Annotated in this window: 24 protein-coding genes and 1 pseudogene; 12 read left to right on the forward strand and 13 right to left on the reverse strand. The window is 64.2% G+C overall.

The window, feature by feature from the left end; all coding sequences use genetic code 11:
* The first annotated feature begins 22 nt into the window (after positions 1–22).
* The 3 genes from HH800_RS27415 (at position 23) to rpoH (ending at position 3,150) form a co-directional block, all read left to right on the forward strand.
* Complete coding sequence (locus HH800_RS27415; protein WP_066702604.1) at positions 23–1,024, forward strand: site-specific integrase; 1,002 nt, start codon at positions 23–25, stop codon at positions 1,022–1,024.
* On the forward strand, positions 1,025–1,861 hold the full coding sequence (locus tag HH800_RS27420) for a GIY-YIG nuclease family protein (RefSeq protein ID WP_066702598.1): 837 nt from the start codon (positions 1,025–1,027) through the stop codon (positions 1,859–1,861).
* A 350-nt stretch (positions 1,862–2,211) separates the two neighbouring features.
* Positions 2,212–3,150: an RNA polymerase sigma factor RpoH gene (gene rpoH, locus HH800_RS27425; protein WP_066702595.1), complete on the forward strand. Its 939-nt coding sequence runs from the start codon at positions 2,212–2,214 to the stop codon at positions 3,148–3,150.
* Between the two features lie 70 nt (positions 3,151–3,220).
* On the opposite strand, the gene HH800_RS29420 is transcribed toward rpoH, so the two are convergent.
* The 3 genes from HH800_RS29420 to HH800_RS27435 form a co-directional block, all read right to left on the reverse strand.
* Positions 3,221–3,346 (reverse strand): hypothetical protein, encoded by a 126-nt coding sequence (locus HH800_RS29420; RefSeq protein WP_267886522.1) that lies wholly within the window; start codon positions 3,344–3,346, stop codon positions 3,221–3,223.
* Between the two features lie 88 nt (positions 3,347–3,434).
* A complete protein-coding gene (locus HH800_RS27430) occupies positions 3,435–5,354 on the reverse strand; it encodes a TonB-dependent receptor (RefSeq protein ID WP_232037456.1) in 1,920 nt (639 codons plus the stop codon).
* A 180-nt stretch (positions 5,355–5,534) separates the two neighbouring features.
* Complete coding sequence (locus HH800_RS27435; RefSeq protein WP_232037455.1) at positions 5,535–6,686, reverse strand: sensor domain-containing diguanylate cyclase; 1,152 nt, start codon at positions 6,684–6,686, stop codon at positions 5,535–5,537.
* Between the two features lie 334 nt (positions 6,687–7,020).
* Between HH800_RS27435 and HH800_RS27440 the strand changes: the two genes are divergently transcribed.
* From HH800_RS27440 to HH800_RS27455, 4 genes are all read left to right on the forward strand, one after another.
* The gene (locus HH800_RS27440; protein WP_008829907.1) at positions 7,021–7,497 is read left to right on the forward strand and encodes an Hsp20 family protein; all 477 of its coding nucleotides are present in this window, start codon (positions 7,021–7,023) and stop codon (positions 7,495–7,497) included.
* 96 nt (positions 7,498–7,593) lie between these two features.
* Positions 7,594–8,106 carry an Hsp20/alpha crystallin family protein gene (locus HH800_RS27445; protein ID WP_066702638.1) on the forward strand — a complete coding sequence of 171 codons (513 nt, stop codon included), beginning with the start codon at positions 7,594–7,596 and terminating at the stop codon, positions 8,104–8,106.
* 50 nt (positions 8,107–8,156) lie between these two features.
* On the forward strand, positions 8,157–8,711 hold the full coding sequence (locus HH800_RS27450) for an NADH dehydrogenase ubiquinone Fe-S protein 4 (protein ID WP_083952596.1): 555 nt from the start codon (positions 8,157–8,159) through the stop codon (positions 8,709–8,711).
* Between the two features lie 38 nt (positions 8,712–8,749).
* On the forward strand, positions 8,750–9,511 hold the full coding sequence (locus tag HH800_RS27455; RefSeq protein WP_235682171.1) for a trypsin-like peptidase domain-containing protein: 762 nt from the start codon (positions 8,750–8,752) through the stop codon (positions 9,509–9,511).
* A gap of 110 nt (positions 9,512–9,621) precedes the next feature.
* Here HH800_RS27455 and HH800_RS29265 read toward each other — a convergent pair.
* The 9 genes and pseudogenes from HH800_RS29265 to groES form a co-directional block, all read right to left on the reverse strand.
* Positions 9,622–9,777 (reverse strand): annotated as a pseudogene (locus HH800_RS29265) (GGDEF domain-containing protein); the annotation flags it as partial.
* A 66-nt stretch (positions 9,778–9,843) separates the two neighbouring features.
* On the reverse strand, positions 9,844–13,068 hold the full coding sequence (locus HH800_RS27465) for a response regulator (protein WP_217998381.1): 3,225 nt from the start codon (positions 13,066–13,068) through the stop codon (positions 9,844–9,846).
* A 141-nt stretch (positions 13,069–13,209) separates the two neighbouring features.
* Positions 13,210–14,766, reverse strand: a complete 1,557-nt coding sequence (locus HH800_RS27470) for a phosphomannomutase (RefSeq protein WP_083952558.1) — start codon at positions 14,764–14,766, stop codon at positions 13,210–13,212.
* A complete protein-coding gene (locus tag HH800_RS27475) occupies positions 14,747–16,096 on the reverse strand; it encodes a glycoside hydrolase family 130 protein (protein ID WP_066701770.1) in 1,350 nt (449 codons plus the stop codon). Before HH800_RS27475 ends, HH800_RS27470 begins: the two co-directional genes overlap by 20 nt.
* Positions 16,087–18,393, reverse strand: a complete 2,307-nt coding sequence (locus tag HH800_RS27480) for a glycosyltransferase family 4 protein (RefSeq protein ID WP_066701769.1) — start codon at positions 18,391–18,393, stop codon at positions 16,087–16,089. The genes HH800_RS27475 and HH800_RS27480 overlap by 10 nt, the downstream gene beginning before the upstream one ends.
* Positions 18,390–19,226, reverse strand: coding sequence for a class I mannose-6-phosphate isomerase (locus tag HH800_RS27485; RefSeq protein WP_066701766.1), 837 nt, complete (start codon positions 19,224–19,226; stop codon positions 18,390–18,392). Before HH800_RS27485 ends, HH800_RS27480 begins: the two co-directional genes overlap by 4 nt.
* A 34-nt stretch (positions 19,227–19,260) precedes the next feature.
* Entirely contained in the window at positions 19,261–20,337 is a 1,077-nt protein-coding gene (locus HH800_RS27490) for a mannose-1-phosphate guanylyltransferase/mannose-6-phosphate isomerase (protein WP_169863558.1), read from the reverse strand.
* 136 nt (positions 20,338–20,473) lie between these two features.
* A complete protein-coding gene (gene groL / locus HH800_RS27495; protein ID WP_008829923.1) occupies positions 20,474–22,093 on the reverse strand; it encodes a chaperonin GroEL in 1,620 nt (539 codons plus the stop codon).
* 53 nt (positions 22,094–22,146) lie between these two features.
* Positions 22,147–22,461, reverse strand: a complete 315-nt coding sequence (gene groES / locus HH800_RS27500) for a co-chaperone GroES (RefSeq protein ID WP_008829924.1) — start codon at positions 22,459–22,461, stop codon at positions 22,147–22,149.
* Positions 22,462–22,723: 262 nt separating this feature from the next.
* On the opposite strand from groES, the gene HH800_RS27505 reads away from it, so the two are divergent.
* From HH800_RS27505 to HH800_RS27525, 5 genes are all read left to right on the forward strand, one after another.
* Positions 22,724–22,960 carry a hypothetical protein gene (locus HH800_RS27505; RefSeq protein ID WP_008829925.1) on the forward strand — a complete coding sequence of 79 codons (237 nt, stop codon included), beginning with the start codon at positions 22,724–22,726 and terminating at the stop codon, positions 22,958–22,960.
* Entirely contained in the window at positions 22,957–23,226 is a 270-nt protein-coding gene (locus tag HH800_RS27510; RefSeq protein ID WP_169863515.1) for an usg protein, read from the forward strand. Before HH800_RS27505 ends, HH800_RS27510 begins: the two co-directional genes overlap by 4 nt.
* Before the next feature lie 53 nt (positions 23,227–23,279).
* On the forward strand, positions 23,280–23,621 hold the full coding sequence (locus tag HH800_RS27515) for a hypothetical protein (protein WP_235682172.1): 342 nt from the start codon (positions 23,280–23,282) through the stop codon (positions 23,619–23,621).
* A 44-nt stretch (positions 23,622–23,665) separates the two neighbouring features.
* Positions 23,666–23,896 carry a hypothetical protein gene (locus HH800_RS27520; protein WP_036528742.1) on the forward strand — a complete coding sequence of 77 codons (231 nt, stop codon included), beginning with the start codon at positions 23,666–23,668 and terminating at the stop codon, positions 23,894–23,896.
* 125 nt (positions 23,897–24,021) lie between these two features.
* The gene (locus HH800_RS27525) at positions 24,022–24,294 is read left to right on the forward strand and encodes a DUF1971 domain-containing protein (protein WP_397587088.1); all 273 of its coding nucleotides are present in this window, start codon (positions 24,022–24,024) and stop codon (positions 24,292–24,294) included.
* 54 nt (positions 24,295–24,348) lie between these two features.
* On the opposite strand, the gene HH800_RS27530 is transcribed toward HH800_RS27525, so the two are convergent.
* On the reverse strand, positions 24,349–25,626 hold the full coding sequence (locus HH800_RS27530; RefSeq protein ID WP_066701762.1) for an ATP-binding protein: 1,278 nt from the start codon (positions 25,624–25,626) through the stop codon (positions 24,349–24,351).
* Between the last annotated feature and the right edge of the window lie 9 nt (positions 25,627–25,635).

The raw sequence follows: 25,635 nt of genomic DNA on the forward strand, positions 1-25,635 counted from the left end.
GGGCTCTGCTAGGCTGATCGCGATGGCACGCGACCTGCTTCCATTATCGATCAATCTTCCCGCCGATCTTCTCGCGGAAATTGGGGGTGCGCGCGAAACGCTGGCTGCTGCAAAGGCCAGCTCGACCCAAAAAGCGTATGCCAGCGACTGGGAACGCTTCTGCGCATTCTGCGATGCGCGCAACGTCGAGGCATTGCCCGCCCACCCCGACATCGTCGCGCTTTTTGCCCATGTCGAGGCCGAAGCTGGTATTGCGCCCGTCACGATCGGACGCCGCGTTGCGGCGATCAATCATCACCATAAAGAGGCTGACTTCGCTTCACCCACGGCGCGCGACGCGGCCGGCATCATTGCCCAGATGATGGCGGGCGTTCGCCGACGCTATGCGCGCAAGAAGGTCCAGAAGGCGCCGGCGGAGGCTGATGTCCTCAAGGCCATGCTCGCCACGATAAAGGGCAATGGTTTGCGAGCCGTTCGGGACCGCGCGATCCTGGCGATCGGCATGGCCGGAGCGTTCCGGCGTTCTGAGCTGGCCGCGATGCAGCTGGGCGATCTCGTCTTCACCGCCAAGGGCGTTCGCATTACCATCCCGAAATCGAAGCGCGATCAGGAAGCACTCGGACAAGTTGTGGCCATCCCCGAGGGCCGGGTGATACAGCCGATCCGGCTCTTGAAGGCCTGGATGTCCGTCGCCGCCCTCGACGGCGCTGATAGGAAGGCCGGCGAGGCACAGCAGGCGCCTCTTTTTCGGCGGCTGACCCGGTTGGACGGGCTTACCGATCAACCGATGACCGACAAGACGGTCGCGCGGCTCGTCAAGGCCTGCGCGACTGCGGCAAGCCTCGATCCTGCCCTCTACTCAGGCCATTCACTTCGCGCGGGGTTTCTCACAGAGGCAGCATCCCAGCGCGCCAATCTCTTCAAGATGAAGGACCACAGCCGGCACAAGTCGCTCGATACGGTCGCGGATTATGTGCGCGACGCTGCGATGTTCGATGACCACGCGGGCGACAAGTTTCTGTAAATGCTGCTGTTCACCGATCTTCTCGAAAAGGCCGGGCTTGACCCGGCCGATGTTCGCCTCCTGCGGCACCAGACCAAGGCGTCGACGGGGCGCACGCCTTATGGCCTGTGGCGCGACGACCGACCGGCCTTCGAGGATTATCAGAGCGTCCAGACCGCCGGAAATCGGGCCAGCCTGGCCGCGCCGATCTGGGCGAGCTTTGTCGCGCCGCCGACAGGAGGCTCGTTGTTTGCCGGAATCTACACGGCGGAGCATATCGGCGCCGCGCCTCCAGGCTGGCTGGACCCGCTCCACCAAGTCGCCGGCGTCACCTTGACCGCCGATACGCTCGACCAATACCGCACGGCGCTCACCTCGCATCTGGAGCCCTATATCGGTCGGCTCTGGATTGAATGGGGCGCGGGCGCGCGCAAAGGGGTGCAGCGTCCCGACCGTCAGAACAAGCCGATCATCGAGCTCACGCGCGCATTTCGTGAAGACGCCTTTCCCGGGTACACGCACTTCGTGACGAACGTATCGCAGGTGCAGAGCCTGCCGGCGACATGGGTGTCAGCGCTGCGGGCCGCACGCGGAATTTACCTTCTCACCTCAGCCAAAACGAAAGAGCAATATGTAGGCTCGGCGACAGGTGAAGGCGGGTTTTTCGGCCGCTGGATGAATTACGCTCAGGACGGTCATGGTGGCAATCTTTGCCTGAAGAGCAGCGAGCCAGGCGACTATCAGGTCAGCATCTTGGAAGTCAGTGGATCGGCGGCGACTGTCGACGAGATTCGGAGCATCGAGCAACTCTGGAAACGCAAGCTCCAAAGCCGCGAAATGGGACTCAATCGAAATTGAAGTTGCTGCCCGGCCATTGTGCTGCAAGCCATGGCCGTTCTGAATCACCCCGTTCGTCTGGACGCTAATCGGTGGCGTGATCGACAAAGGGCGCAAGGCAACGGCAAGCCGATATCGTTGAGCATGGCGAGCGCTGAACCCCACCAGCGGGTCTGCCGCATCCGGATGGGAACCTGCGGCGCTGGTTTTACGTCATTAGGATATTCAAAACGCTTTGAAGTGATTTTATACTGGTTAAGCCGAGGCAGAGCCTGGCCGCGTCGCGACAGCTGCGGGCCCTGGACACAGGACCCACGCAGACTGGCCGGCGGCAAGGTTCGCCCGCCAAACAGGTAATTGCGTGAAGAGCCATGACAGACATTGCACTCAAGAACGCCGTTATTCCGGCGCCGGCCAGTGAGGATGGACTGAACCGGTATCTGGCGGAGATCAGGAAATTCCCGATCCTCTCGCCCGAAGACGAATATATGCTTGCCAAGCGCTTCAAGGAGCATGGCGATCCGGAAGCGGCCGCCAAGCTCGTGACCAGCCACCTTCGCCTGGTTGCGAAGGCGGCAATGCGCTACCGGGGCTACGGCCTGCCTGTTGCCGACCTCATTGCGGAAGGCAATGTCGGCCTGATTCAGGGGGTCCGGCGATTCGACCCTGATCGCGGTTTTCGTCTTGCGACCTATGCGCTGTGGTGGATCAAGGCCTCGATCCAAGAATTCATCCTGCGCAGCTGGAGCATGGTCAAGCTCGGCACGACGGCCGCGCAAAAGCGCCTGTTCTTCAATCTCCGCCGGATCAAGAACTCCCTCCAGGCCTATGACGACACCGATCTGAAACCTGATCAGGTCCGCCAGATCGCCGACACGCTCGGGGTCTCGGAAACCGAAGTCACCAGCATGAACCGGCGGATGATGCAGGGCGGCGACGCCTCGCTCAACGTGCCGCTCGGGGAAACGGGCGAGGATCAGTGGCAGGACCTGCTGACCGACGACAGTCCGCTCCAGGACGAGGCGCTTGCCGGCGCGCAGGAGCGCCAGCGCCGCCAGAACATGCTGTTCGAGGCGCTCGGCACGCTTTCCGACCGCGAGCGGGATATCCTGGTCCAGCGTCGTCTGATCGATGAACCCAAAACGCTCGAGGATCTGAGCCTCGTCTATAAAGTGAGCCGTGAGCGCGTCCGCCAGATCGAGGTTCGGGCCTTCGAAAAGCTCAGCCGCGCCATGCACCGGATCGATGATGAGCAGCGCATCGCGAAACTGGGCGGACGCAGGGAGAACCAGGCACGCAAAGGCCATTGACCGCGGGCGGATGCACAGAGGGTGCCACCCGCCTCACCTCCCCTCTCGGGCGCTTTGCCTGCCTCCGCCGCTAGTAGCGGGCCGATATCTCGATGCCCCAGGTGCGGGGCTCGGCCGGAATGAACGTCGGGTAGCCGAACGAGCCGCCGACATTCCCGGCGTCGAGCAGGTAGCGCCTGTCGGTAAGGTTGCGCACGAACCCGGCAATCTAGAGGCGGTCGCTCCACAGGCGCGCTCCCGCCCGAGCGTTGATCAGGGTCACTGCGGACTGGCTGATGGCCTCGCTATTGGGCAGTTCGAAATAGAGCTTGGAGCGGTAGGTGACGTTCGGCGCGGCAAAGAGGCTGACGACATCTGATACGGGGTGTTCGATCATCTATCCCTGCCGACGCCTGCCAGCGGGGCTGGAGCCGAAAGCGATCGCCAGCATAGATACCGTTGGCAGGCCGATCGTCGATCCGCGCGCCCGTGTAAGCCATGTTGCCAAAGAAGCGAACGCCCCGGACCGGACGCACGTCCAGTTCCGCCTCGACGCCCGCATTGCCCGCCGACCCGGCATTGTCGATGCGGACCGCGCCGCTCGAGACATCGATGACAGTGACCTGGAAGTTGCGATAGCGGTCATAATAGACCGAAACCGCGCCACTGATGGCGCCGCGCGCGATCTTCAGACCCGCCTCGTAGTTCCAGACCGTCTCGGCCGGGACGATCGACAGGTCGGGTACAGGCCCCGTCGCAGCCGAAAGCTGCACAGCGGGTGAGCGACGGCCTTGCGAGATGGTGGCGAACAGCGTGCTCGCGGGCGACAGATGATAGACCAGGCTGAAGCGCGGAAGGAGAGCGGTAAAGCTGCGCTTGGCGGTATAGGTGGCCCCGGCCGTGTCGACAAGTGGCAGCAGCGGGCGGCCGTAGAGCGGCGCATTGGGCTGCTGCGCGGTATAGCCCGAGCGCCGGTCCTCGATCAGCAGCCGAGCGCCGGCTAGAAACTCCAGACGCGGCGCTGCCTTCCAACTCACATCGCCGAACAGCGACCAGGTCGTATTGCGGCCCGAGTTGCGGTACCAGCTCGAATAGGGAATGACGGTCGCCAGCCCTCGCGACAGAAGCGCGGTTGCCCGCGATGCAGTGACCTGGTTGTTCGCATCGACACAGCCAAGCCCCGGGACCAGATTGGCGGTGCACTGCAGATAGGTGCCGACCTCGGTGGAGAAGGGGACTGTCTGCGATCCGTTTTCGATGAAAGCGTTCCAGCCGAAGATCGCCCGCCATTGAGCGTCACGATATGTGAAACGGCCTTCATGGCTTGCCTGCCAGCCTTTGGCCTGCTCGGCGAATTCCAGATACCATGCTGCCGACCCGTCGGCGTCGAGCACCTCGCGCGAATTGAACCGGCGATAGCCATTGGTCGTCGTGCAGGACCAGCCATCGGCGATGTTCGCGGTCACCGAGAGGTTCACATCATAGACGTGGCGGTCGATCCCGAGCTTATCGCCCCCGAGCACTGCCCCGGACGCTGGCGAGCCACCGAGATAGGCTGCCCCGAAGATACCTTGCGCCGCCGTCGAGCCAAGCCGCCGCGACAGGAAGGGCGTTCCGGAATTGCGCTGCCGGTCGTAGGTAAGAACGAGATTCGCGGAAAGACTCTCCGTCGGCTGAAAATGGAGAGCGCCGCGCAGCCCGAGCTGGTCCTGCGCATAGAGATCATCCTGGCCCGGCGCGAGATTTGGGACGTAGCCATCGCGCTTCTTCCACTGCCCCGCGACGCGAGCGGAGATCCGCTCGGAACCGATGTTGATGAAGCCTTCCTCGCGCGGGGCGCCGAGATTGCCGATGGCGCTCGTGAGGCCGGCCGAGAAACCCGGCCGCGCAAGATTGGGGACCAGGCTGACCGCTCCGATCGTGGCGGCCGTGCCGAACAACGTCGCCTGCGGTCCCTTGGCAACCTCGATCCGTGCAAGGTCGAAGAGGCCTTGATAGGCGCCGCGCGCGCGGGAGATGTCGACCCCGTTATAGTAGACACTGACGCGCGGCGGCTGCTGCGCGGCGCCATTGTCCGACGTGATGCCGCGGATCACGACACCGGGGCTATGCGGGCTTTGGATCTGGATATTGAGGCCCGGCACATAGGCCGAGAGTTCGCCGATGTCCGTCACCCCGAGCTCGTGGAGGCGCGGCGCGGTCGCGACCGAAAGGGTGATCGGCACTCTAGGTCGCGCTGCTCGATCTTCTGCGCGGTGACGATGATAGGGGCAGCCGCGGCGGTCTGCTCGGCGGCCCGCGCAAGGGCCGGAAAGCTCGACGAGACGAGGGCGATTGTAAGGGCGAGAAGGCGGCGCATGCTGTCTTTCAAAAATCGAAGTGGTTCCAGGGCCGGGTGCTGGCCTTCAGGCATTCACTGCCTTCGCTATCCCGTCGTCGGTCTCGATACGATCACGTCCCAAGGTCTTGGGTCGGTAGCATGCCTGATCGGCGCGGCGCATGAGGTCGGCTAGGCTGTCTCCCGCCTGGTATTGCGCAATTCCCGCGCTGAAGCTGAAAGTGGGCAGGTCGGCCTGGCCATGTTCGCGCGTATGGGCGCGCATGGCCTCGACGATAAGGCCAGCCGCGGGCGCGGAGACCCGATTGAGCAGGATCACGAATTCCTCGCCGCCGGTGCGCGCAAGATGGGCGGACTTGGGCGCCGTACTGCGCAGGATATCGGCAAAGGCCTGGATAACCCGGTCGCCCATATCATGCCCAAAGCAGTCGTTGATCCGTTTGAAATGGTCGAGGTCGATCATCACGGCACAGAGCTGGCGCTTGCCGATTGGAGCCGATGCCAGCAGCGCCTGCGCCTGACGGTCGAAACCGCAGCGATTGAGGAGGCCTGAGAGATGATCGGTCTCCGCCGTGCGCACATATTCCTGAATGGTCGTCTGGATGACGATCAGCAGAACGGTGAGCCCGGCAGCCGTCAGTAGGATGGCCGTGCTGGCTTGGGAATAAAGCGCATAGGCGCTCCCGGCATAGTCTCTTGCGGTTTGTCCCGACCCCAGGGCGGCAGCAACGAAGGGTTTGATGAAAAAGTTGAGACCGCTCAGGAGAAACAGCCCGGCCAGGGTGTGGTTGAGCTGGCCCTTGCCGGTGCGAAAGGCCGTATGGCTGCACAGGAGAATGCCGAGGGCCAAGGGCAGCTGGAAGGCCAGCTCATAAATGAGATCGTCTCGCGTCCCGCCCCAGATCGCAATGCGCGTGATCAGGCCCAGCACGGCAAGAGTGGCGATCGCTGTCCAGGGTGGGCGCTTGCGATGAAAGATGCTGAGCGCGGCCGCCATGGCGAGGAAACCGCCCAACAGCGCCATGTAGCTCGCCAGCATGAAGGGCGCGGGATAATCGGTCAGCCGGATCGCAATCTCGCTGATCGGCGTCACCATGCCCAAAAGGTAGCTGACCCCGAACGCGATGACCGGACGTTGTCCCCGACTGATGCGGGCGATCAGGAAATAGCTGAGCGCAAAGAGGCCTGCCACCACCGCATTGACGATCAGCAGAACCACTGCCCATTCATACGCACACGAACCCTTTGCCTTGCGGCAAGGGTAAGCGAGTCTGGTTAACATTATCCTGATCCCGCAGTGTTCGGCCTACGTGCGCAGCTCCCGTTTTCGCGGGATCCCGATGGGTGATCGCCAGAGACTAAATCCGCAGGTTCAGTGAGCCCAAATTTCTTCAGACCTCTGTTTCCTTTCCTTTTTTATCTCTTGAATCTGCGTTTGCCGAAATTACGTCTGGGGTGCCGGACGCCGTTCGGGTCCGGTTGGACATAGAGAGCGTCGGCTCTACTGTACCGGCGCTTCTCATGCCCAAATTGCTCAACCGGAGGATTTGGAAATGAGAACCAATTTTGACTTTGCGCCCTATCGGCGCTCCACCGTCGGCTTCGACCGACTCTTCGATCTGCTCGAGACGGGCATGCGGGGCGATGGCTCCGATGGCTATCCACCGTTCGACATTCTGCGGAACGGCGAGGACAGCTATCAGATCACGCTCGCCCTGGCGGGTTTCCGTCCCGAGGACGTCGAGGTCGTGGCGCAGCAGAACCAGCTCACCGTCACGGGCAAGCGCGCCGATGACGACGGCAAGAGCGAGTATCTGCACCGCGGCATTGCCGCGCGGGCCTTCGAACGCCGCTTCCAGCTCGCCGATCATATCGAAGTCGGCGAGGCTTCCTTCGACAATGGTCTTCTGACCATTGCCCTCAAGCGCGTCGTGCCCGAGGCGATGAAGCCCCGGCGTATCGCGATCGGCGGGTCGTCCCCCGAGCCCGCGCAGATCGAGACGCAGCACCAGGAAGCCAAGGCGGCCTGATCTCGCGCTCCAAGTGGTTCTGCCGGCGTCGTTCCTTCGGAAACGGCGGCCGGCAGGCCATACCCCACAATCCAGCCTCAAAAGGAGATGATCATCATGTCTCTTCGTGATCTCATTCCCTGGAGCCGGCAGGAAAACCGGCTACCCGCGGTCGTAGGCGCTGAGCCGGAGCGGGATCGGACCACCCATCCGCTCATGTCGCTTCACCGCGATGTGAATCGCCTGTTCGACGATCTGTGGCGGGGCCTGCCGTCGTCGCTCACGGCCTTGGGCCATGTCATCGACTATCCGCGTATCGAACTCAGCGAAACCGACGAGGACATCCGCGTCACGGCCGAACTGCCCGGCATGGACGAGTCGCAGGTCGATCTCTCGATCGCGGACGGCGTCCTCGCCTTGAAGGGCGAGAAGAAGTCCGAGCTCGAGGACAAGGATCGCGGCTATTCGGAACGGAGCTATGGCCGGTTCGAACGGCGGATTCACCTGCCCAAGGGCGTGGAACCCGACAAGGCGCAGGCCAGCTTCAGCAACGGCGTGTTGACCGTCACCATCCCGCGCAAGGAGGGAGACGTCGACAGCGTCCGGCGCATTCCGATCAACAAGAACTGACCAGGAAGAGAGGGCGGCCTGATCGGGCCGCCCTCATCTTGGAGGATAGGATGGCAACGCAACCAAGTCTGACCAGTCCGCTACCCGCCGCCCCCGGGGTGCGGCCGACTCCCAAAGGGGCCAACGACAATGAAGATGCGATCGCCATGCAGCCGACATGGCAGCGCTATACCAGCGCGCTGCCGCCTGATGCGCAGGCGATCATCGAGCCCGATCCCTATGCCGACCACCCCGGGCGCGCGCGGCGGGGCCGCTGGCGGATGCGCTTTAGGGAGCGGTTCGCGCCCTTGCCCGATCCGCTGACGGGATGGACCGGGGCAGGAGATCCACTCTCTTCCCTGATGCTCGAATTTGCCACGCGCGAGGCTGCGGAGGCCTATTGCCGTGGGCGCGGGCTAAGCTTCATCACCCATGACAAGCCCCGCCGGCGCCCCGTCCAGCCCGCCCTTCAGGCCTTCCAGCTTAGTGCCATGGCGCCGCTTTGCTGCTGGCCCACGGGGCCCCATGCCCGCTGTTGTGGAAACTATCCAGTGCTTGCAGACCCCGGCCCCATTCAAGGCAGAGGCACCGCAGCCGATCCGCATCACCACGCGGGCCTGTCATGAAGCGTGGGGGGCTTTTTATCGGCGCCCTCGGCTGTGCCTTGCTGGCTGACCTCTTGTTCGGCTGGGGGTTCTCATGGGGCGGCGCAGCGCGGGATATCCCTCCCGTTCCCGCAGCAGAGCCGGTGCCGATCAGCCGACTCACCGTCGCTCCGCTGGTCAAGCGCATCTCGCCGGCAGTGGTGAACATCGCGGTGGCCTATCCCTCCCCCTATGCGCAAAATCCCCTGCTTCGCGATCCCTATTTTCGCCGTCATTTCGGGGTCCCGGACGTGGCGCTCGAGCCGCGCCTGTCCGCCGGCTCGGGGGTCATCGTCGATGCCGCACGCGGGCTGGTTCTGACCAACGCTCATGTCGTCAAGGACGGCCTCATGATCGTTGTCATGCTCCAGGACCAGCGCAAGCTGGAAGCCCGGCTGGTCGGCGTCAGTCCCGACGCGGACATCGCGGTTTTGCAGATTCCGGCTCGGAACCTGAAAGCCGCGCCGCTTGCCAGTGCCGATACCGCCGAGGTCGGCGACTATGTCGTCGCAGTCGGCAATCCCTTCGGCCTCGGGCAAACCGTCACGGCAGGGATCGTCAGTGCGCTGGGCCGCGGCCTGACGCCGCAAAGCCCGGTCGGCCTCATCCAGACCGATGCACCGATCAATCCAGGCAATTCCGGAGGGCCGCTCATCAACATGCGCGGTGAGGTTATCGGAATCAACACGGCGATCCTGGCGCCGTTCGAAGGCAATGTCGGCATCGGTTTCGCGGTTCCCGCGTCGGTGGTCCGGGACGTCCTGCGGCAAGCGCGCTCCTGACCTTTTAGCGAGCGGTGCCCGGCTTGGGCGCGACGCGGATCTGATTGCGGCCCCCGGTCATTGGCCGCATAAAGCGCCTCGTCGGCGGCCTTGAGCGCAGTGCGCGGGTCGGGATGATCGAAGACGTCAGCCACGCCCGCCGAGAAGGTAATCTGGCCGAAGGGCTCGTCATTGTGCCGGTTGACCAGACGCCGCTCGGCGAGGCTCTCGCGCAGCCGGTCAAGGCGCTCCTTGGCTCCGGTAAGGGTGCATCCCCTGAAGAGCATCACAAATTCCTCGCCGCCATGGCGTGAGATGTGGCATTTGTCGTCCGATGACTCCCCGCTATCCCGCTATGCGGGATCACTCTTCGCTGGGTCGAGGGAGATCGCCGACACCACACGGCGCAGATCCTCCTGACTGTAAGGCTTGAGCAGGATTGCGGCATCGGGAAATTCGGTGGATGAAATGCCGCTGCCATCGCCGCTGGCGAAAATGATCGCTGGCGCGGGGACACGCGCCTTGACGGTCCTGGCAAGGTCGATGCCGGACGCCTTGGGCAAGCCGACATCGGTCAGGACAAGGTCGACCTCGTTTTGCCCCAGCAGCGCTTCGGCAGCTTCGGCGTCCTCGGCTTCCAGGACGGCATGGCCAAGATCGGCGAGCATGTCCGCGGTGTTGAAGCGGATCAGTCCGTCGTCTTCGACAAGGAGGATACGGAGGGTGCGGGCCTCCCGCACGGGCTGGGACGCCGGCGAGGGCGATGGCTCCGGTGCGTTTCCGCCGCCCTTCGCGATCAATCGGTGCTGTGCTTCGTTGGCCAGCACGTGGCGGACTTTGCGGGCAAGCGCTTCGCGCGTGTAGGGCTTGGAAAGAAGCTCGACCCCCGGATCGAGCCGGCCATGATGCACGATCGCGTTCTCAGTATAGCCCGAGGTGAAGAGCACCGCGAGGTTCGGCAGCCGTTCCTTCGCTCGGCGCGCAAGTTCGGGACTACGCAGCGGGCCGGGCATGACGACGTCAGTGAAGAGAAGATCCATCGGCACGCCACTCTCGATGACGGTGAGCGCGCTTTGCGCGTCGCGCGCCTTCAGCACCCGGTATCCAAGTTCGGACAGCAGGCAGACGGCGGTCTCGCGGACGGCATCGTCGTCCTCCACCACGAGGACCGTCTCGGAGCCGCCCCGCACCGGTCCCGTGCTCGTATCGGTGAGTATGTCTTCCCGGGCAGTCTCGCGGCGCAGGTAGAGCTTGATTGTCGTGCCCTCACCCACCTCGCTGTAGATCTTGATATGGCCACCCGACTGCTTGACGAGGCCATGGACCATTGAAAGACCAAGCCCCGTCCCCTTGCCTTCCGGCTTGGTACTGAAAAATGGTTCGAAGACCTGGTCGATGATTTCCGGCGCCATGCCTGTGCCGGTATCAGTAACGGCCACCATCACATATTGCCCGGCGGTGACTTCGTCGTGCTGGCGGGCATAGTCATCATCGAGCCAGGCGTTGGCCGCCTCGATCGTCAGGCGGCCGCCATCCGGCATGGCATCTCGCGCATTGATCGCCAGATTGAGGATGGCGTTTTCGATCTGACCCGGATCCACGAGGCAGTTCCACAATCCGCCGCTCACGATGGTCTCGATCTCGACATCCTCGCCGATGACCCGGCGCAGGAGATCGTCCATATTGTTGATGAGGCGGCCCAAATTGACCACCTTGGGCTCGAGCGGTTGTCTGCGGCCGAAGGCGAGGAGCTGCGAGGCGAGCTTCGCGCCGCGCGAGACGCCTGCCAACGCATTCTGCACACGCTGCTCGGCGCGCTCATTTCCTGCAATGTCGCGCGACAGCAGCTGGAGGTTTCCGCTCACCACCTGCAGCAGATTGTTGAAATCATGTGCAACGCCGCCCGTCAGCTTGCCGAGCGCTTCGAGCTTCTGCGACTGGCGCAGCGCCGCTTCGGCAGCCTCGCGGTCCAGCGTTTCGCGCTGCAGCCGGCCAAGGGCCGTGCCGAGTTCTTCAGTGCGCTGCTCGACCCTGTGTTCGAGCGTCTCGTTGAGATTGTGGAGCTGGTCCTCCGCGCGCTTCTGATGCGTCACGTCGTAGCCGTCGACAAAGATGCCCGAGACACTGCCGTCCGGCTCGACGATCGGCTGATAGATGAGGTTCACGAAGCGGGTCTCGAGCGGCCCCTCCGGCGTGCGCTGGAGATGGGCTTCGAGATTGCGGCCCACAAAGGGCTCGCCGGTCTGGTACACCCTGTCCAGCAGCTCGATGAAACCCTGCCCGGCTATTTCAGGAAGCCCGTCGCGAAGGGGCATGCCGACCACATCGCGATGGCCGACAAGTTGCTGATAGGCGTCGTTGACCATGTCGAAGACATGGTCAGGGCCCTTCAAGATGCACATGAAGCTCGGGGCTTGGCGGAAGAGCCGGCGAATGCGATCGCGCTCCTGCGTTCGCAGTTCCACCTCCGAGATCAGCTGGCGGTTCGCCTGTTCGAGGACGCGCGAGGCTTCCTCGCGCATCGTGGCGACTTCCGCCAGCGCCGCCGCGCGCTCACGTTCCGCTTCGAAGGCATAGCTGCTCGTCAGGCCTGCGGTGATCTGGCCGGCAAGCAATTCGAGGAAACTCAGATATTGCTCACCGGCGGGACGATATGGATTGAGGCCGACCACGAGGGCGCCCAGTGGCCGGTCGTTCCCGCGATCGACCAGGGGAACGACGGCGCTCTTGGTGGGCGGACGGTCCCAGGATCCGGTTGGGAGATCGGCGTGCGTCCATTCGTCGATTAGGGGAGCGGTCCAATCGAGCTGAACCCGCTTGACCCCCCAGGGACCTTCCGCCGCACCTGCTGCATGCGCGCAGGGGTGATCGGGATCCATCCCCGCGCAGTTGCGCGCCAGGACAGGGGCGCCCGTTTCGTCGAAAAGGTAGACAAGCGCAAAGGGCATGTCGCGATCGTTGCGCGCGAGCTCCGCCTCGACAGCGTCGAGCACGGCCTCATGCCCTTGGGCGCCTGCAAGGGCCAACGCGAGCTGGCGCAGCGATTCCAGCCGCCGTTCGCTGATGACCCGGTCGGTCTCCTCACTGACCGCGCAAAACACGCCCTCGACCGTCCCCCGGTCGCCCAGGAGGGGGCTGTAGGAAAAGGTGTGATAGGTCTCCTCGGGATATCCCGCGCGCTCCAGGATGAGCAGAAGAGCGCGGTCCCAGGTCGCCTCGCCCTTCTGGTAGACCGTTTCGAGACGTCCTTTGATGTCGTCCCAGATCTCGGCCCACAGCTCGCGCGTCGGCATGGCAATAGAGCGCGGGTGTTTGTTGCCCAGTGTCGGCCGGTAGGCGTCGTTGTAGAAGAAATGGATGTCGGGCCCCCAACCGAGCCACATTTCGAATTTCGACGTCAGCAACAGGCGCAACGCGACCTTGAGCCCGTCGGGCCAGTGTTGCGGAGAACCAAGCGGCGTTGCGGTCCAATCATGGACACGCAGCAGCCGGGCCATCTCGCTGTCCCCCACAAATATGTCTTCATAGGTGTCAGGTATTTTTATGTTTTCGGTCAAGCGCGGCTCCAGACTGTTCATACGGAGTTACGCCCGGAAGGTCATGGTAGCCAGCAGCATCTTCGCAGCCTGCTCTCACGGTCGCTGTCTTACAGGCGCACGCCCGCCTCGCGCTCCATGATCATCGCGATGAAAGGCAAACTGATGCCGCCGGCTTTGCTTTCAATCTGGATGAGAAAGAGGCAACAATTCGTCGCGAAGGATGATCAGCGCGCACCGGCTCAGGTCCTCCGCGGCAGCAGCGGTCGTCGCCTCGGTGTAGCAGCGCAGTTCCGGCGCATTGCCCGACGCGCGCAGATGGATGACGACGCCGCGGTCGAATGTCACGCGCAGACCATCGGTGGTGTCGATCTCCACCACCTGGCCGCCAATCGTACCGAAACAGGTTTCGATGCGCGCCCGTTGCTCCTCGGCTGATCCCTCCCTGAGCCAGCCCAGAAGCGCCGCGCTTTGCGCCGGAGCCACATCCGGGAGGCGGTCGCTATGGGTCGCGCGCTGCGGCAGGCTCGCGACCAGTTCCGCGACGCTGCTTCGCCTGGCGGCCGCGAGTACCGAAACGATCGGCAAGACAGCGTCGCGCGTGGGAAGGGCATCCAGCGGATGGTCACCGTCGAGCACCGTCGAGCCGAGCAGGACGCTGCCATTGGCCTCATAACCGCAGACGATCGCGCCCGGGTCGGCCGCGATCTCCTCCTGCATGGCGGCGATCACATAGGGTGAACCGATCCGCGTCCGCCGAACCGCGACAAACGCGCCTGAAAGCTCGGCCGCGCTATTGCTGCTCACCGGGGTCACGACGCGGTCCGCGCCAAGCGCGCGAGCGCACAGCAGGGCGGTGATATCACCGCGAAGCCAAGTCCCCTGCGCGTCGGCGACGAGCGGCCGGTCCGAGTCCCCGTCCGTCGACACGATCGCATCGACCGTGTGGTCGTTCGCCCACGCGTGCGCCAGAATGATGTCCTCATCGCGAATGGCTTCGGTGTCGACCGGCACAAAGCTTTCGGATCGGCCGAATGGCAGCACGATGGCGCCGAGCGCCTCGAGCACGCTCACCAGGACGTCCTGCCCCACCGCGGAATGTTGGTAGACCCCGACTGTCACGCCCTTGAGTGCGTCCGCGCCGAAGAAGCCGACGTACCGATCGCGATAGGCGCTTGTGATCTCGACGGTCGGAGGCAGCGGTTCAGCGCTCAGGAGCGTGCCCGACGCATCGAAAAGGCTGTCGTCGGGTGAGACCCGCTGCTCGAGCATGCCGGCCTCGTCCGACTTGAGGACCTCGCCTGTCGGCCGGTAGAATTTGATCCCGTTACGATCAGCCGGAATATGGCTTCCCGTCACCATGATCGAGGGCATCTTGCGGCCCAGCGCGTAATAGGCCAGCGCCGGCGTCGGCACGAGCCCGCAGTTCACCAACACGCCGCCGGCGGCGCGGACCGCCGCCGCACAGGCCTGCACGATCCGCGGTGTGCTGGGACGCAGATCGCCGGCCAGCGCCACGGGCTGGCCCGGGGCAAACTCATCGATCGATCGCAAATACTGGAGGAATGCGCTGGTATAGGCAAAACAGAGCGCGTCGGTCATGGCCGAGACGGGTCCCCTGACGCCGCTCGTGCCAAAAGGAACACCGCTTTGCGCCATCAGGGTGCGCACGCTTTTGAGAGCGGCACCCTCGCTCGGCGGGGAGTCATCTACCTTCATGTCATTCGGCAATGCGTTCATGGCCCCGCCACTCCAGTTCGTTGTCATTGAGCAAATCCATGCTGTCGGGCGCGCGCAGCGCGGCGAGCAGATCGGCTATCTCGATCCTGGCAAAGCTTACCGACGTATCGGCAACGCCATAGGGCATGAACAGCCTTCCGCCATGCGCGATCGCCCCGCATGTATAGACGACATTAGGAACATAGCCTTCCCGGTCCTCATCGGAAGGCGACAGGAGTGGCACCGCCGAGCGGCCGATGACCCGCGAGGGATCATCCTTGTCCAGCAGCACCGCGCCAATGGCATATTTGCGCATCGCGCCCACGCCGTGGGTGAGGACGAGCCAACCTTCCTCAAGCTCAATCGGCGCGCCGCAATTGCCCATCTGAACCAGTTCCCAAGGATAATGCGGTCCCAGAATCCGCTCGCCTTCCTCCCAGTGATGCAGATCGGGCGAGCGCAACAGGAACAGGCTTTCATTGTCCTGCCGGCCGATCATCAGATAATCGCCGCCGAACCGGCGGGGGAACAGAGCCATGCCCTTGTTCCGCGCCGCCGGACCCGTCAGCGTCTGCAATGCAAAGGTTTCGAAATCGCGGGTGACGAAAAGCTCCGAGGCGATCGCCGCGCCGCTATAGGCGGTATAGGTGCCGTAATAGCAGGTCGATGCGTCGTCATCGGTGAAGCGCACCAGGCGAAGATCCTCGAGCCCGTTGCGCTGGGCGGGCGTTGCGGGAAAGAGCACGGTCTCATCGAGCCGCATCCCCTCGACGTGCCGAGTGAAGCGGACTTCACCGCCAGGCCCGGTCTCGGGCCGCGCGGCAATCGCGAAATCGGGTTCCGGCGCCATCTCGATCGTGCCGCACGGTAGGATTAGGCCCTCGCGAAAGGTGATCGAGGAGATATGCCCCTCGCCTACCGCCCGCAGCGACAGGACGAAACGCAAGCCGCCCTCCGGTACGCCAGTCTGGTCAGGATGCGGCACGATGCTGGGGTTCATCACCGCCGCTGCGCCAAACGAATATTCATGGCAGAAATAGGCGCCGATCAACTGGCGAACCGAGGGCGATAGACTGTCTGCCAGCTCCACCTCGCGCGCGACCTGCTCGAAGCGCTCTTCGAACACCCTGCGGATTTCGCGGTGGCGGTTCCCGAAATCGGCGAGGATGACGGCCAGTTCCCGGTCCACCGTCGCGCCCTCCATGGCGCGCACACCATTGATGATGCGATGCATGCGCTCATTCTGGACGGGGCTGAGATCGCGTGGTTCAGGCGCGATCTGCAAGGGCCGGACGACCACCCGCGCCGGGTTGGGCCGCAGCCGCAAGGGAATCGACTGGATCAGCGACATGCAGCGACGCTCCCCTCCTCCTGTCCCTCTTCCCGGTTCTGCGACCCGTCGCTCCTGGCCCTCAGTCGGCGCACACCAAGCGCTGCAAACTGCCAGGCGAGAATGGATTCGGCGCCCTGGTTGAGGTTGACCCGATCGACCTGCAGGCCGTCGAAACAGCCGCCGTCGGGCAAGGCCAGTCGCAGACCCAGATCGTTGGCGCCCAGATACCAGGCATAGGCGGTCTCGACATGGGTGAGCCATTGGGCGTCGCCGGTCGTCTCGAACGCCAGGGCGCAAGCCTCGATCGTGGCCCAGGCTTCAAGCGGCTGCTGGTCGAACGCCTGCGGCGTTTCATGGGGGAGCCCGAAGCTCTCTGTCCCGATCGGACGGAAATGGCCTTCCTTCGCGGTTTGGCGCTCGGCTAGCCACGCAAGCGCCTCGATCGCTTCATCGACCATATCGGGGCGCGCGAGCGCACGGCCCGCGCGCAGCAGCGCTTCGGGGAGGCGCGCATTGTCATAGGCCAGCACCGGCTCGAACCAGATCCAGTCGTCCCGGCGATTGGCGCGCAGCAGTTCCAGCAGGCGGACCGAGAAGGTCTCCATCAGCAAACGGGCGGGACGATGGCCGGGATAGACCGCCAAGAACGCGGCAAGCCCGGAAGTCGCGAAAGCCTGGGCGCGCGGGCTCTGCAGAAAGCTGCTCGCCGGAATAACCTTGTCGGCGAGCGCCGTGGCCCAGAGCTTGAGACCATGGTCATCGGTTGCCTGCGCGGTCCGACCCAGCGCCCAGAGTCCGCGGCCGAAGCTGTCCTGCGACCCTTCCGTCTCGAGCCAGTCCCGATCATAGCCCATGAAGTTGCGGAAGCGGCCCGCATCCTCGTCCCAGGCGAAATCGACAAAGGACGCGTAGATGTTGGCAAGGCGTGCTGCGCGCGGCGTATCCAGCCCTTCCAGGGCAAATTCGCTTGCGAGCATCAGCGCCCGGGCATTATCGTCCAGACAATAGCCGTGTCGGCGGTCCGGCACCTTGGAGCGGCTATGCTGCAGCATGCCGCAACCATCCGTCATGCGATCGATAGCATCGAGCGAAGGCTCTGGCGCCGGCGTGACGGACGGGCGCAAACCGACGAGCGTGGTCGCCAGGGGAGAGCCCAGCCGGGCCTGGGCGAAGAGCGACAGATAGCTGCCGCCGACCACCGGCCATGTCATGGCGCGCCCCGCCTGGTAGGCGCTACGCCGTAATTCGTCGCGGCGCCGACCGTCACCCAGCAGGTCGCCCACCGCCTTCGCCAGGGCGTCCGGCGAGGCGAAGGGAACCAGCACGCCGCATCCGTCGGACAAAAGTTCCTGTGCGTGCCAGTAGGGCGTCGATACGACCGCCTTACCGAGCCCCACGCTGTAGGAGAGCGTGCCGCTCGTGATCTGCGCTTCGGTCAGATAGGGAGTGACGTAGATGTCGCAGGCCGACAGCCAGGCTTGCAGGGTGTGCGTATCGACATATTCGTTGACGAAACGGACGTTGCGCTCGAGCCCGAGCGCGCTGACCTGCCGGGCAAGGTCCTCGCGATAGGCTTCGCCCTCGCGGGCCACCAGATGCGGATGGGTTGCGCCGAGCACCACATAGATGAGATCGGGATGATCGCGCACCAGCTGCGGCAGCGCCGAGATCATCACCTCGATGCCCTTGTTGGGCGAGAGCAGGCCGAAGGTGAGCGCCACGCGCCGCCCGTCGAGCCCGAAGCGGTGCTTTTCGAAAGCCGGGTCGAGGAACGGCATATCGGGAATGCCATGGGGAATCACCACGATCTTGTTCGCCGGGACGCCCATGTCGCGGGCAAGGATGGTGCGACCCATCTCAGTCATGACGATGATCCGCGAGGAGGCCTGCGCCAGCGCGTCCATCACGCGTCGCTGGTCCGCCGTGGGATCGGTCAGCACGGTGTGCAGCGTGGTCACGATCGGCGCACGCAGTCTGTCGACGAGGGAAAGGAGATGGTCGCCCGCCTCGCCCCCGAAGATCCCGAACTCGTGCTGAAGGCATACGATGTCGGGATTGAGCGCGTTAATATGCTCCGCCGCCGCAACATAGTCGGAGAGATTATCCTGCGCGATCTCATAGCCGACTTCGCGGGGATAATCGTGATGCACGCCGGGGTCGTTGAGCGCGATCGTCGAGATGGTGAGATCCGGATCGCCGGCTTTCAGCGCGGCGTGCAGATCCGCCGTGAAAGTTGCTATACCGCAGCGGCGCGGGGGGAAATTGCCGATGAGTGCGACATGGCGCACCGGCGGCGGCGTCAGATCGATAGTCATGGCAACAGATCTCCTTCAGCAAGTGTGGACCGAGCGGAGCGGGGCTCGGCGAGAACGAGGCGGGCGGGCGTGTCGGCATGCAGCGCGACCGGTCCGTGCGTGAGCCAGCATTGGTTGGCCGCGAAGGGCCGGCCGGCTATCGTGCCCTCGCCCGACAGGACGGCCAGACAGGCGCGCTCGGGCACGAGGACGACCTGGCCGCCCGGGTTGAGGGCGAACTGCGAGAGAGCGAAGGGCGCGCCTGCGCCGGGCAAGGCTTCCACCGGCTCGACCTCGGTGCGCGCTTCGAACAGGGCCTGGGCGAGGTGAAGCTCGCGCGGTCGCCCATAATCGAAGAGGCGATAGGTCACATCGCTGTGCTCCTGGACCTCGAGGACGGTGAGGCCGGGCCCGAGCGCATGGATCGTCCCGGCTCTGATGTAGAAGCTGTCCCCTGCCCGCGGACGAATTCGCCGAAGCAGCGAGGGTAGCGTTCCGTCGCGGGCCGCTTGGGCGATCGCCTGACGCGAAGCGGGCGCCTCGAGCCCGAGATCGAGATAGGCGCCCGGGAGCGCCTCGGTGACATGCCACCATTCATGCTTGCGGCCGGGCCCCTGTGGATGGACCTGGACCGACAGCGGCTCGCTCGTCTGCAGCCATTTGATCGTCAGGCCCGCATCCGGCGCTTCGAAGATCATTTCGCCCAGCGGCTGCGCCTCGTCCGGCGCCGGCAGGCCGTCGCGCCGGCCCCAGGGCTTGGCGACATAGCGGGGCGTCAGCCTTTCCGCCCAGCCCCCGGCCTCGGGGGCGGTGTCGGCTGGCTCTTCGCGTTCCAGACAGGTTTCTATCAGCATCGATCGGTTCTCCCAGGGATGATGCGTTTGAGGGTCAGGATGCCGTGGCGGCCTCGCGGGTGGCGGAAGGGCTCTCCTGTCCGGCAAGGCGCCGAACGTCCTGCGAACGCCCGCGCGGCGCGATTAGCACCGTGTCGCCGGTGGCTACGACGATGAGGTCGGAAACGCCGATCGCGGCGATGCGTGGCCCGGTGCTCTTGAACAGGCAGTTCCGGCTGTCGAGCGCCTTTACCTCGCCCTCCGAGAGATTGTCGGCTTCGTCGCGGCTGCCAATCGCATGAAGCGCATCCCAGCTGCCCAGATCCGACCATCCCATCGCCGTCGGCACGACGGCGACACGCGCGGCTTTTTCCAGGACGGCGTAGTCAATCGAGTCCGCGGGAATGGCGGCAAAGGCGTCAGCGTCGGGATCGATGCGCCGGCCTTCCCGCGTTGCCGACGCCAGCGCGGCCTCGACAGCAGTCAGCATTGCCGGGGCATGCAGGCGCATGGCCTCGAGAAAGGCATCGGCGCGCAGGAGGAATATGCCGGCGTTCCAGCAGTGACCGCCTTCAGCGATCATCCGGGCAGCGCGGTCGCTATCGGGCTTCTCGACGAAGCGATCGACCTGATGAACGCCTTGGCAGATCGCTTCGCCGCAGCGGATGTAGCCATAGCCCGTCTCGGGATGGTCCGGCGTGATGCCGAAGGTGACGAGCCATCCGGCGGCCGCCTGCGGCGCCGCGCGTTCTATCGCGGCGGCGAAAGCTGGAACATCGGCGATGACATGATCGCTGGGCATAACAAGGAGCAGCGCGTCCGGACTGGGCGCCTCGAGCGCCGCCATCGCGATAGCAGGCGCCGTATTGCGACCGACGGGCTCGAAGATGAGCCGGGCGGGCATGCAGTGGATGGCGCGCAATTGCTCGCCGAGCAGCGCGTCGTGACCGCGATTGGCGATCAGGATCGGTGCCTGGACAAGGCCTGCGGCGCGAGCACGCCGAACTGTCTGCTGGAGCAGGCTCTCCTCGCCGGCGAGCGCAATGAATTGCTTGGGGCTGGCCGCGGTCGAAATCGGCCAGAGGCGCGTACCGGACCCGCCGGACAGGATAACAGGAATAATCGAGCGCATATCCGAGCCACTTTTCCTGGGCAGCACGCACGAGGAGGCTGCGCGCAATCCTGTAAGAAAGCCCGGAAATCCCTCTCGCTATGCTGAATAATGATGAGGTGACAGGGCCGGCCGCGCCGGCCCTGTCGGTGGAGGATCAGTAGTCCATGGCCGGCATGGGCGCGGCCTTCTCATCCTTGGGTAGCTCGGCGACCAGCGCTTCGGTCGTGATGAGCAGGGATGCGACCGAGGCCGCATCCTGCAGCGCGGTGCGCACGACCTTGGCGGGATCGATGACACCCGACTTCACCAGGTCCTCATACTGGCCGCTCGCGGCGTTGAAGCCCCAGTTATAGTCGTCGCTTTCGAGCAGCTTGCCTACGATGAACGCGCCGTCCTCACCGGCATTGTCGCAGATCTGGCGCACCGGCGCGCGCAGGGCGCGGCGAATGATGTCGATACCGGACTGCTGGTCGTCATTGGCTGCCTTGAGGCCGTCGAGCGCCTTCAACGCGCGGAGCAGCGCGATGCCGCCGCCCGGCAGAATGCCTTCCTCGACAGCGGCGCGGGTCGCGTGCAGCGCGTCGTCAACCCGGTCCTTCTTCTCCTTGACCTCGACCTCGGTCGCGCCGCCCACGCGGATCACGGCAACGCCGCCGGCAAGCTTGGCCACGCGCTCCTGGAGCTTCTCGCGGTCATAGTCGCTGGTGGTCGTCTCGATCTGCGCCCGGATCTGCGCCACACGGGCGTCGATCTCCTCGCGCGCGCCGGCGCCATCGACGACCGTGGTGTTGTCCTTGTCGATGATGACCTTCTTGGCGCGGCCGAGCATGCCGAGCGTGACGTTCTCGAGCTTGGTGCCGAGTTCCTCGCTGACCACGCTGCCGGCGGTGAGAACCGCGATGTCCTCAAGCATGGCCTTGCGACGATCGCCAAAGCCCGGCGCCTTGACGGCCGCGACCTTGAGGCCGCCGCGCAGCTTATTGACGACGAGCGTGGCGAGCGCTTCGCCTTCCACGTCCTCGGCGATGATGAGCAGCGGCCGGCCCGACTGCACCACCTGCTCGAGCAGCGGAATGAGCGCCTGGAGGTTCGAAAGCTTCTTCTCGTGGATGAGGATGTAGGGATCCTCGAGCTCGACCTTCAGTTTCTCGGCGTTGGTCACGAAGTAAGGCGAGAGATAGCCGCGATCGAACTGCATGCCCTCGACGGTCTCGAGTTCGGTCGCGAGGCTCTTGGCCTCTTCGACGGTGATGACACCCTCATTGCCGACCTTTTCCATCGCTTCTGCGAGGATAGTGCCCACTTCGGCATCGCCATTGGCCGAGATGGTCGCGACCTGGGCGATCTCGCTGTTGGCCGAGACCTTCTTCGCGTGCGCCTTGAGGTCCTCGACGACCGTCGTCACGGCGAGGTCGATGCCGCGCTTCAGGTCCATGGGATTCATCCCTGCCGCGACCGCCTTCGAGCCTTCGCGCACGATGGACTGGGCCAGCACGGTGGCGGTGGTCGTGCCGTCACCGGCCTTGTCGTTCTGCTTGTTGGCGACCTCACGCAGCATCTGTGCGCCCATATTCTCGAACTTGTCCTTCAGTTCGATTTCCTTGGCGACGGTGACGCCGTCCTTGGTGATGCGCGGCGCGCCGAAGCTCTTCTCGATGACCACATTGCGGCCCTTGGGACCGAGCGTCACCTTGACGGCGTTGGCCAGCGTATCGACGCCGCGCAGCATGCGATCGCGCGCGTCCGAGGCGAACTTCACTTCCTTGGCAGCCATCTGCCTAACTCCTTTCCTTTGTCCTTCCTGATTTCGAGGGACGGGGCGGCCCGTCAGGCCGCCTGCTTGAGCTCGGCGACGGGCTCGATGATGCCGAGGATGTCGCTCTCCTTCATGATGAGCAGATCCTCGCCATCGATGCGAACCTCGCTGCCCGACCACTTGCCGAACAGCACCCGGTCGCCGGTCTTCACCGTGGTGTCGGTGAGCTTTCCGTTTTCGTCGCGAGTGCCTGGACCGACCGCGAGGACTTCACCCTCCTGCGGTTTTTCCTTGGCGGTGTCGGGGATGATGATGCCGCCCGAGGTCTTCTCCTCGGCTTCGATGCGGCGAACAAGCACACGGTCGTGCAAAGGGCGGAAATGCATGGGCAAAGCCTCCGGTTGCAAAACAAGAATGATGATCCCCGCCGTTCATCGGAACGACAGGTTCCCGGGAACTAAGAAGCTCAATTTGCCCCTTCAAGACCCTCATGAAAATTTTTTGGCACTCAATGGAACGGAGTGCCAATCGCGTCGATCTCAATGGCTTAGAGATGAAAAAACGTCTTGACGCGACTCCGCATCGTACCAAAATCTGGAGGGTGCGGATGAGGATGTCCGCCACGAAAGACAGGAAAGGAGGCTGACTATGTCGCAACCATTTTCCCGTTTTCTTCATCCCTTCGACGTCGCGCACCATCCTGATCTGGAGCCCGAGGTCAAACGCGCCATCCTGGCGTCGTGGGCATCGGACAGATCGGCCGTGCGCGACAAGCCAGCGCTGCGAAAGCCGCGCGGTGCCAAACGCGCCGTGCCGATCGACGAAGTGCTCGCGGCCATGCGCACGCTGGACGAGGGGGATTCAGGTCAAACCAGCTTGCAATGAGCGACCGCGGTTTTCTGGCGCAGCTGCAGGGCTACGGCATGACAACGGCGGAAATTCACTATTACCGCCCTGACGCGCCGTCACTCCTGCAGCTCTTTGTCTGGCAGGAATATGATCTCGCGTCCGACTTTCCAGTGTTGTTCGACTTCCTGGACCATTGGCGGCGCGAGATCACCGCCGCCCTGCATTCCGTGCGGATCGCCCATGAGCAGCTGATCCGACCCACCGAATGGAGCGCGGTCGACGGGATACTCTCGATACGATGAAACAGGCGCTGATCCATAGGCTCAAGGGCCGGGGCAAGGGTGTCCGCCTCACCTTGCCCTTCGACGATATCATGGAGTTCGCGATTGCGTTGCTGACGGTTGGTCCCGAGGACCTGGAGGCGCTGGGCTGGACCTTCGCTGATCGCAAGCGCTTCCTGGATCATTTTCTTGCGTCCGGTCGGGCCGCGCAGGGCGTCGCTCCTGAGCATCTCGGGCAAAAATCCATCGAAATCGTGGTGCCGCGCAAGGATCTCGATCGCCTGCATCGATTTGCGGTACGCGAACTGCCCAAGGCGGCCAGCAATGCCGCCATGCTCGACCGGGTGATCCGCGCGCTCGATCAGGCCGCGCAGCGCCAGGATGCCGGCAAAAGGCGAACGCCCGGGAAATCCTGACGACGTCGCCACTTCATTCACCATCCAATGAAAGGAGACATTCCATGCGTTATCAGCTGTTTCGCGACGACGACCATAGCCAGCGGGTCGCTGAGAGCGATGAATTCCAAAGCGAGTTCAAAGCGACCGAATGGGCGCGCGCGTGGGTGAAAACCAACGGCGATCACGATCGCTACCGCTTCCAGCAGGTGGACGGCGGCCGGCCCATGCTCTTGCTGAAGACCGTTGCCGGACAATGGTATGTGATGCCGCTCGCCGAGCAGGTTGCGGCATAGCCGATCTGGCCGGGTCCGCGCCCTTCCCCTCTCGCACCGGGCCTCGCCGTGGATTAGGCTTTCCAAGCGCCATGGTTCCCGGTGCGCCACAGCCACAGGCTCTTCTCGAGCCACAAGCGGACGACATGATGCCCGAACCCTATCGTTCAACGCCAGTGTTCGATCAGGACACAATCCCCTCCGGACTGCGCGGCAATCATCGAACCAAGGCGGGGGTTTGGGGCGTCATCCGCGTCCTGGAAGGCGCCCTGTGTCTCACCTATGTCGAGCCGCGATCCGAAATCGTTCTCGAACCGCGTGTCGTGGGCGTCGTGAAACCCGAGCAGGAGCATTTTGTCACGCCGCTGGGCAACGTGCGGATGCAGGTCGACTTCTACAATGAACCACCCCATGGGTGAGGCTGTGCCCAACTTCCAGAGTCCTTGGTATGCTTGAGCGCGGCAGGGCCGCTTTCAGGGTCCGATGCCGATCCGCGCCAGGGCCTGCGTCAAATCGCCTTGCCGGAAGGATTTGGTCAGGCGCGCGAGATCGGGGTCGATGCTGTCTGAATCGGCGTAGCCCGAGATGATGAGCACCGGCATCGGCTGACGCGCGCGAAGCGCCCGCGCCAGTTCGGTCCCCGTCATGCCGGGCATCAGATGATCGGTCATCAGAAGATCTGGCGTGAGACCCTCGTCCACCAACCGCAGCGCGGCCGCGCCGCAATTGGCCTCGATCACGCGATAGCCCATTTCGGTGAGCATATCGGCGGTTATCGTGCGGATCAGGTCTTCGTCGTCGACGAGCAAGACCATTCCGATCTCCCGTCGCTCGGGTGCTTGGGTGTTCGATACCGGCGCCGTGCAAGGCTCTTGCGGCGCAAGCGGCAGCCACAAGTCGATGCAGGTGCCCGACCCCGGCTGGCTTTTGATGCCCATGTGTCCGCCGAGCTGGGCCGCCAGGCCATGGACCATCGACAAGCCGAGCCCCGTGCCTTTGCCAACGCCCTTGGTCGAGAAGAAGGGCTCGATTGCGCGCGCGAGGGTCTCCTCATCCATCCCGGTACCGGTGTCGGCGACCGAGAGCCGCACGCGCGGCGCTCCTGCCTCACCCCGCGCGTTCGCCTCGAAGGTCACGCCGAGGGTCAAGGTGCCGCCGCCTGGCATTGCGTCACGCGCGTTGACTGCGAGGTTCAGCAGCGCCATCTCGAGCTGGTTCGCATCCGCCAACGCGCGGGGCGTGGTTTCATCCACGTCGAGGCGGACCTCAATCTGCGGGCCTGCGGTGGTTTCGATGAGGTCGGCCATGCCCTGGACCAAAGCTGCGACGTCGACGGCGACCGGCTTGAGCGGCTGCCTCCGGGCAAAAGCGAGCAGCCTCTGCACCAGCGTTTTTGCCCGTTCCGCGGAGGCGAGCGCTCCGGCAATCGTGGGCTTGGCGCGGTCATCGCCAATCCCCCGCCGCTCAAGCATGTCCAGGCCGCCGATGATGGGCGTCAGCAAATTGTTGAAGTCGTGCGCAACGCCCCCGGTCAGCGTTCCCATCGCTTCGAGCTTCTGGGCATGGCGCAGCTGTTCATGGGCCTGGTTGAGCGCCGCGGTTCGTTCGGCGACGCGGGCCTCCAAGGTCTCGTTAAGATCGCGCAGCCGTGCCTCGCTGATCTTGAGCGCTCGGGTGCTCTCCTCGGCTCGTTCGCGCGCCGCGACCAGATCCCGCTCATAGGATCTGCGATCGGTCGCATCGACGAGCATGACCCGCGT

The sequence above is a fragment of the Sphingobium yanoikuyae genome, from assembly GCF_013001025.1.
Lineage (GTDB): Bacteria > Pseudomonadota > Alphaproteobacteria > Sphingomonadales > Sphingomonadaceae > Sphingobium > Sphingobium yanoikuyae_A.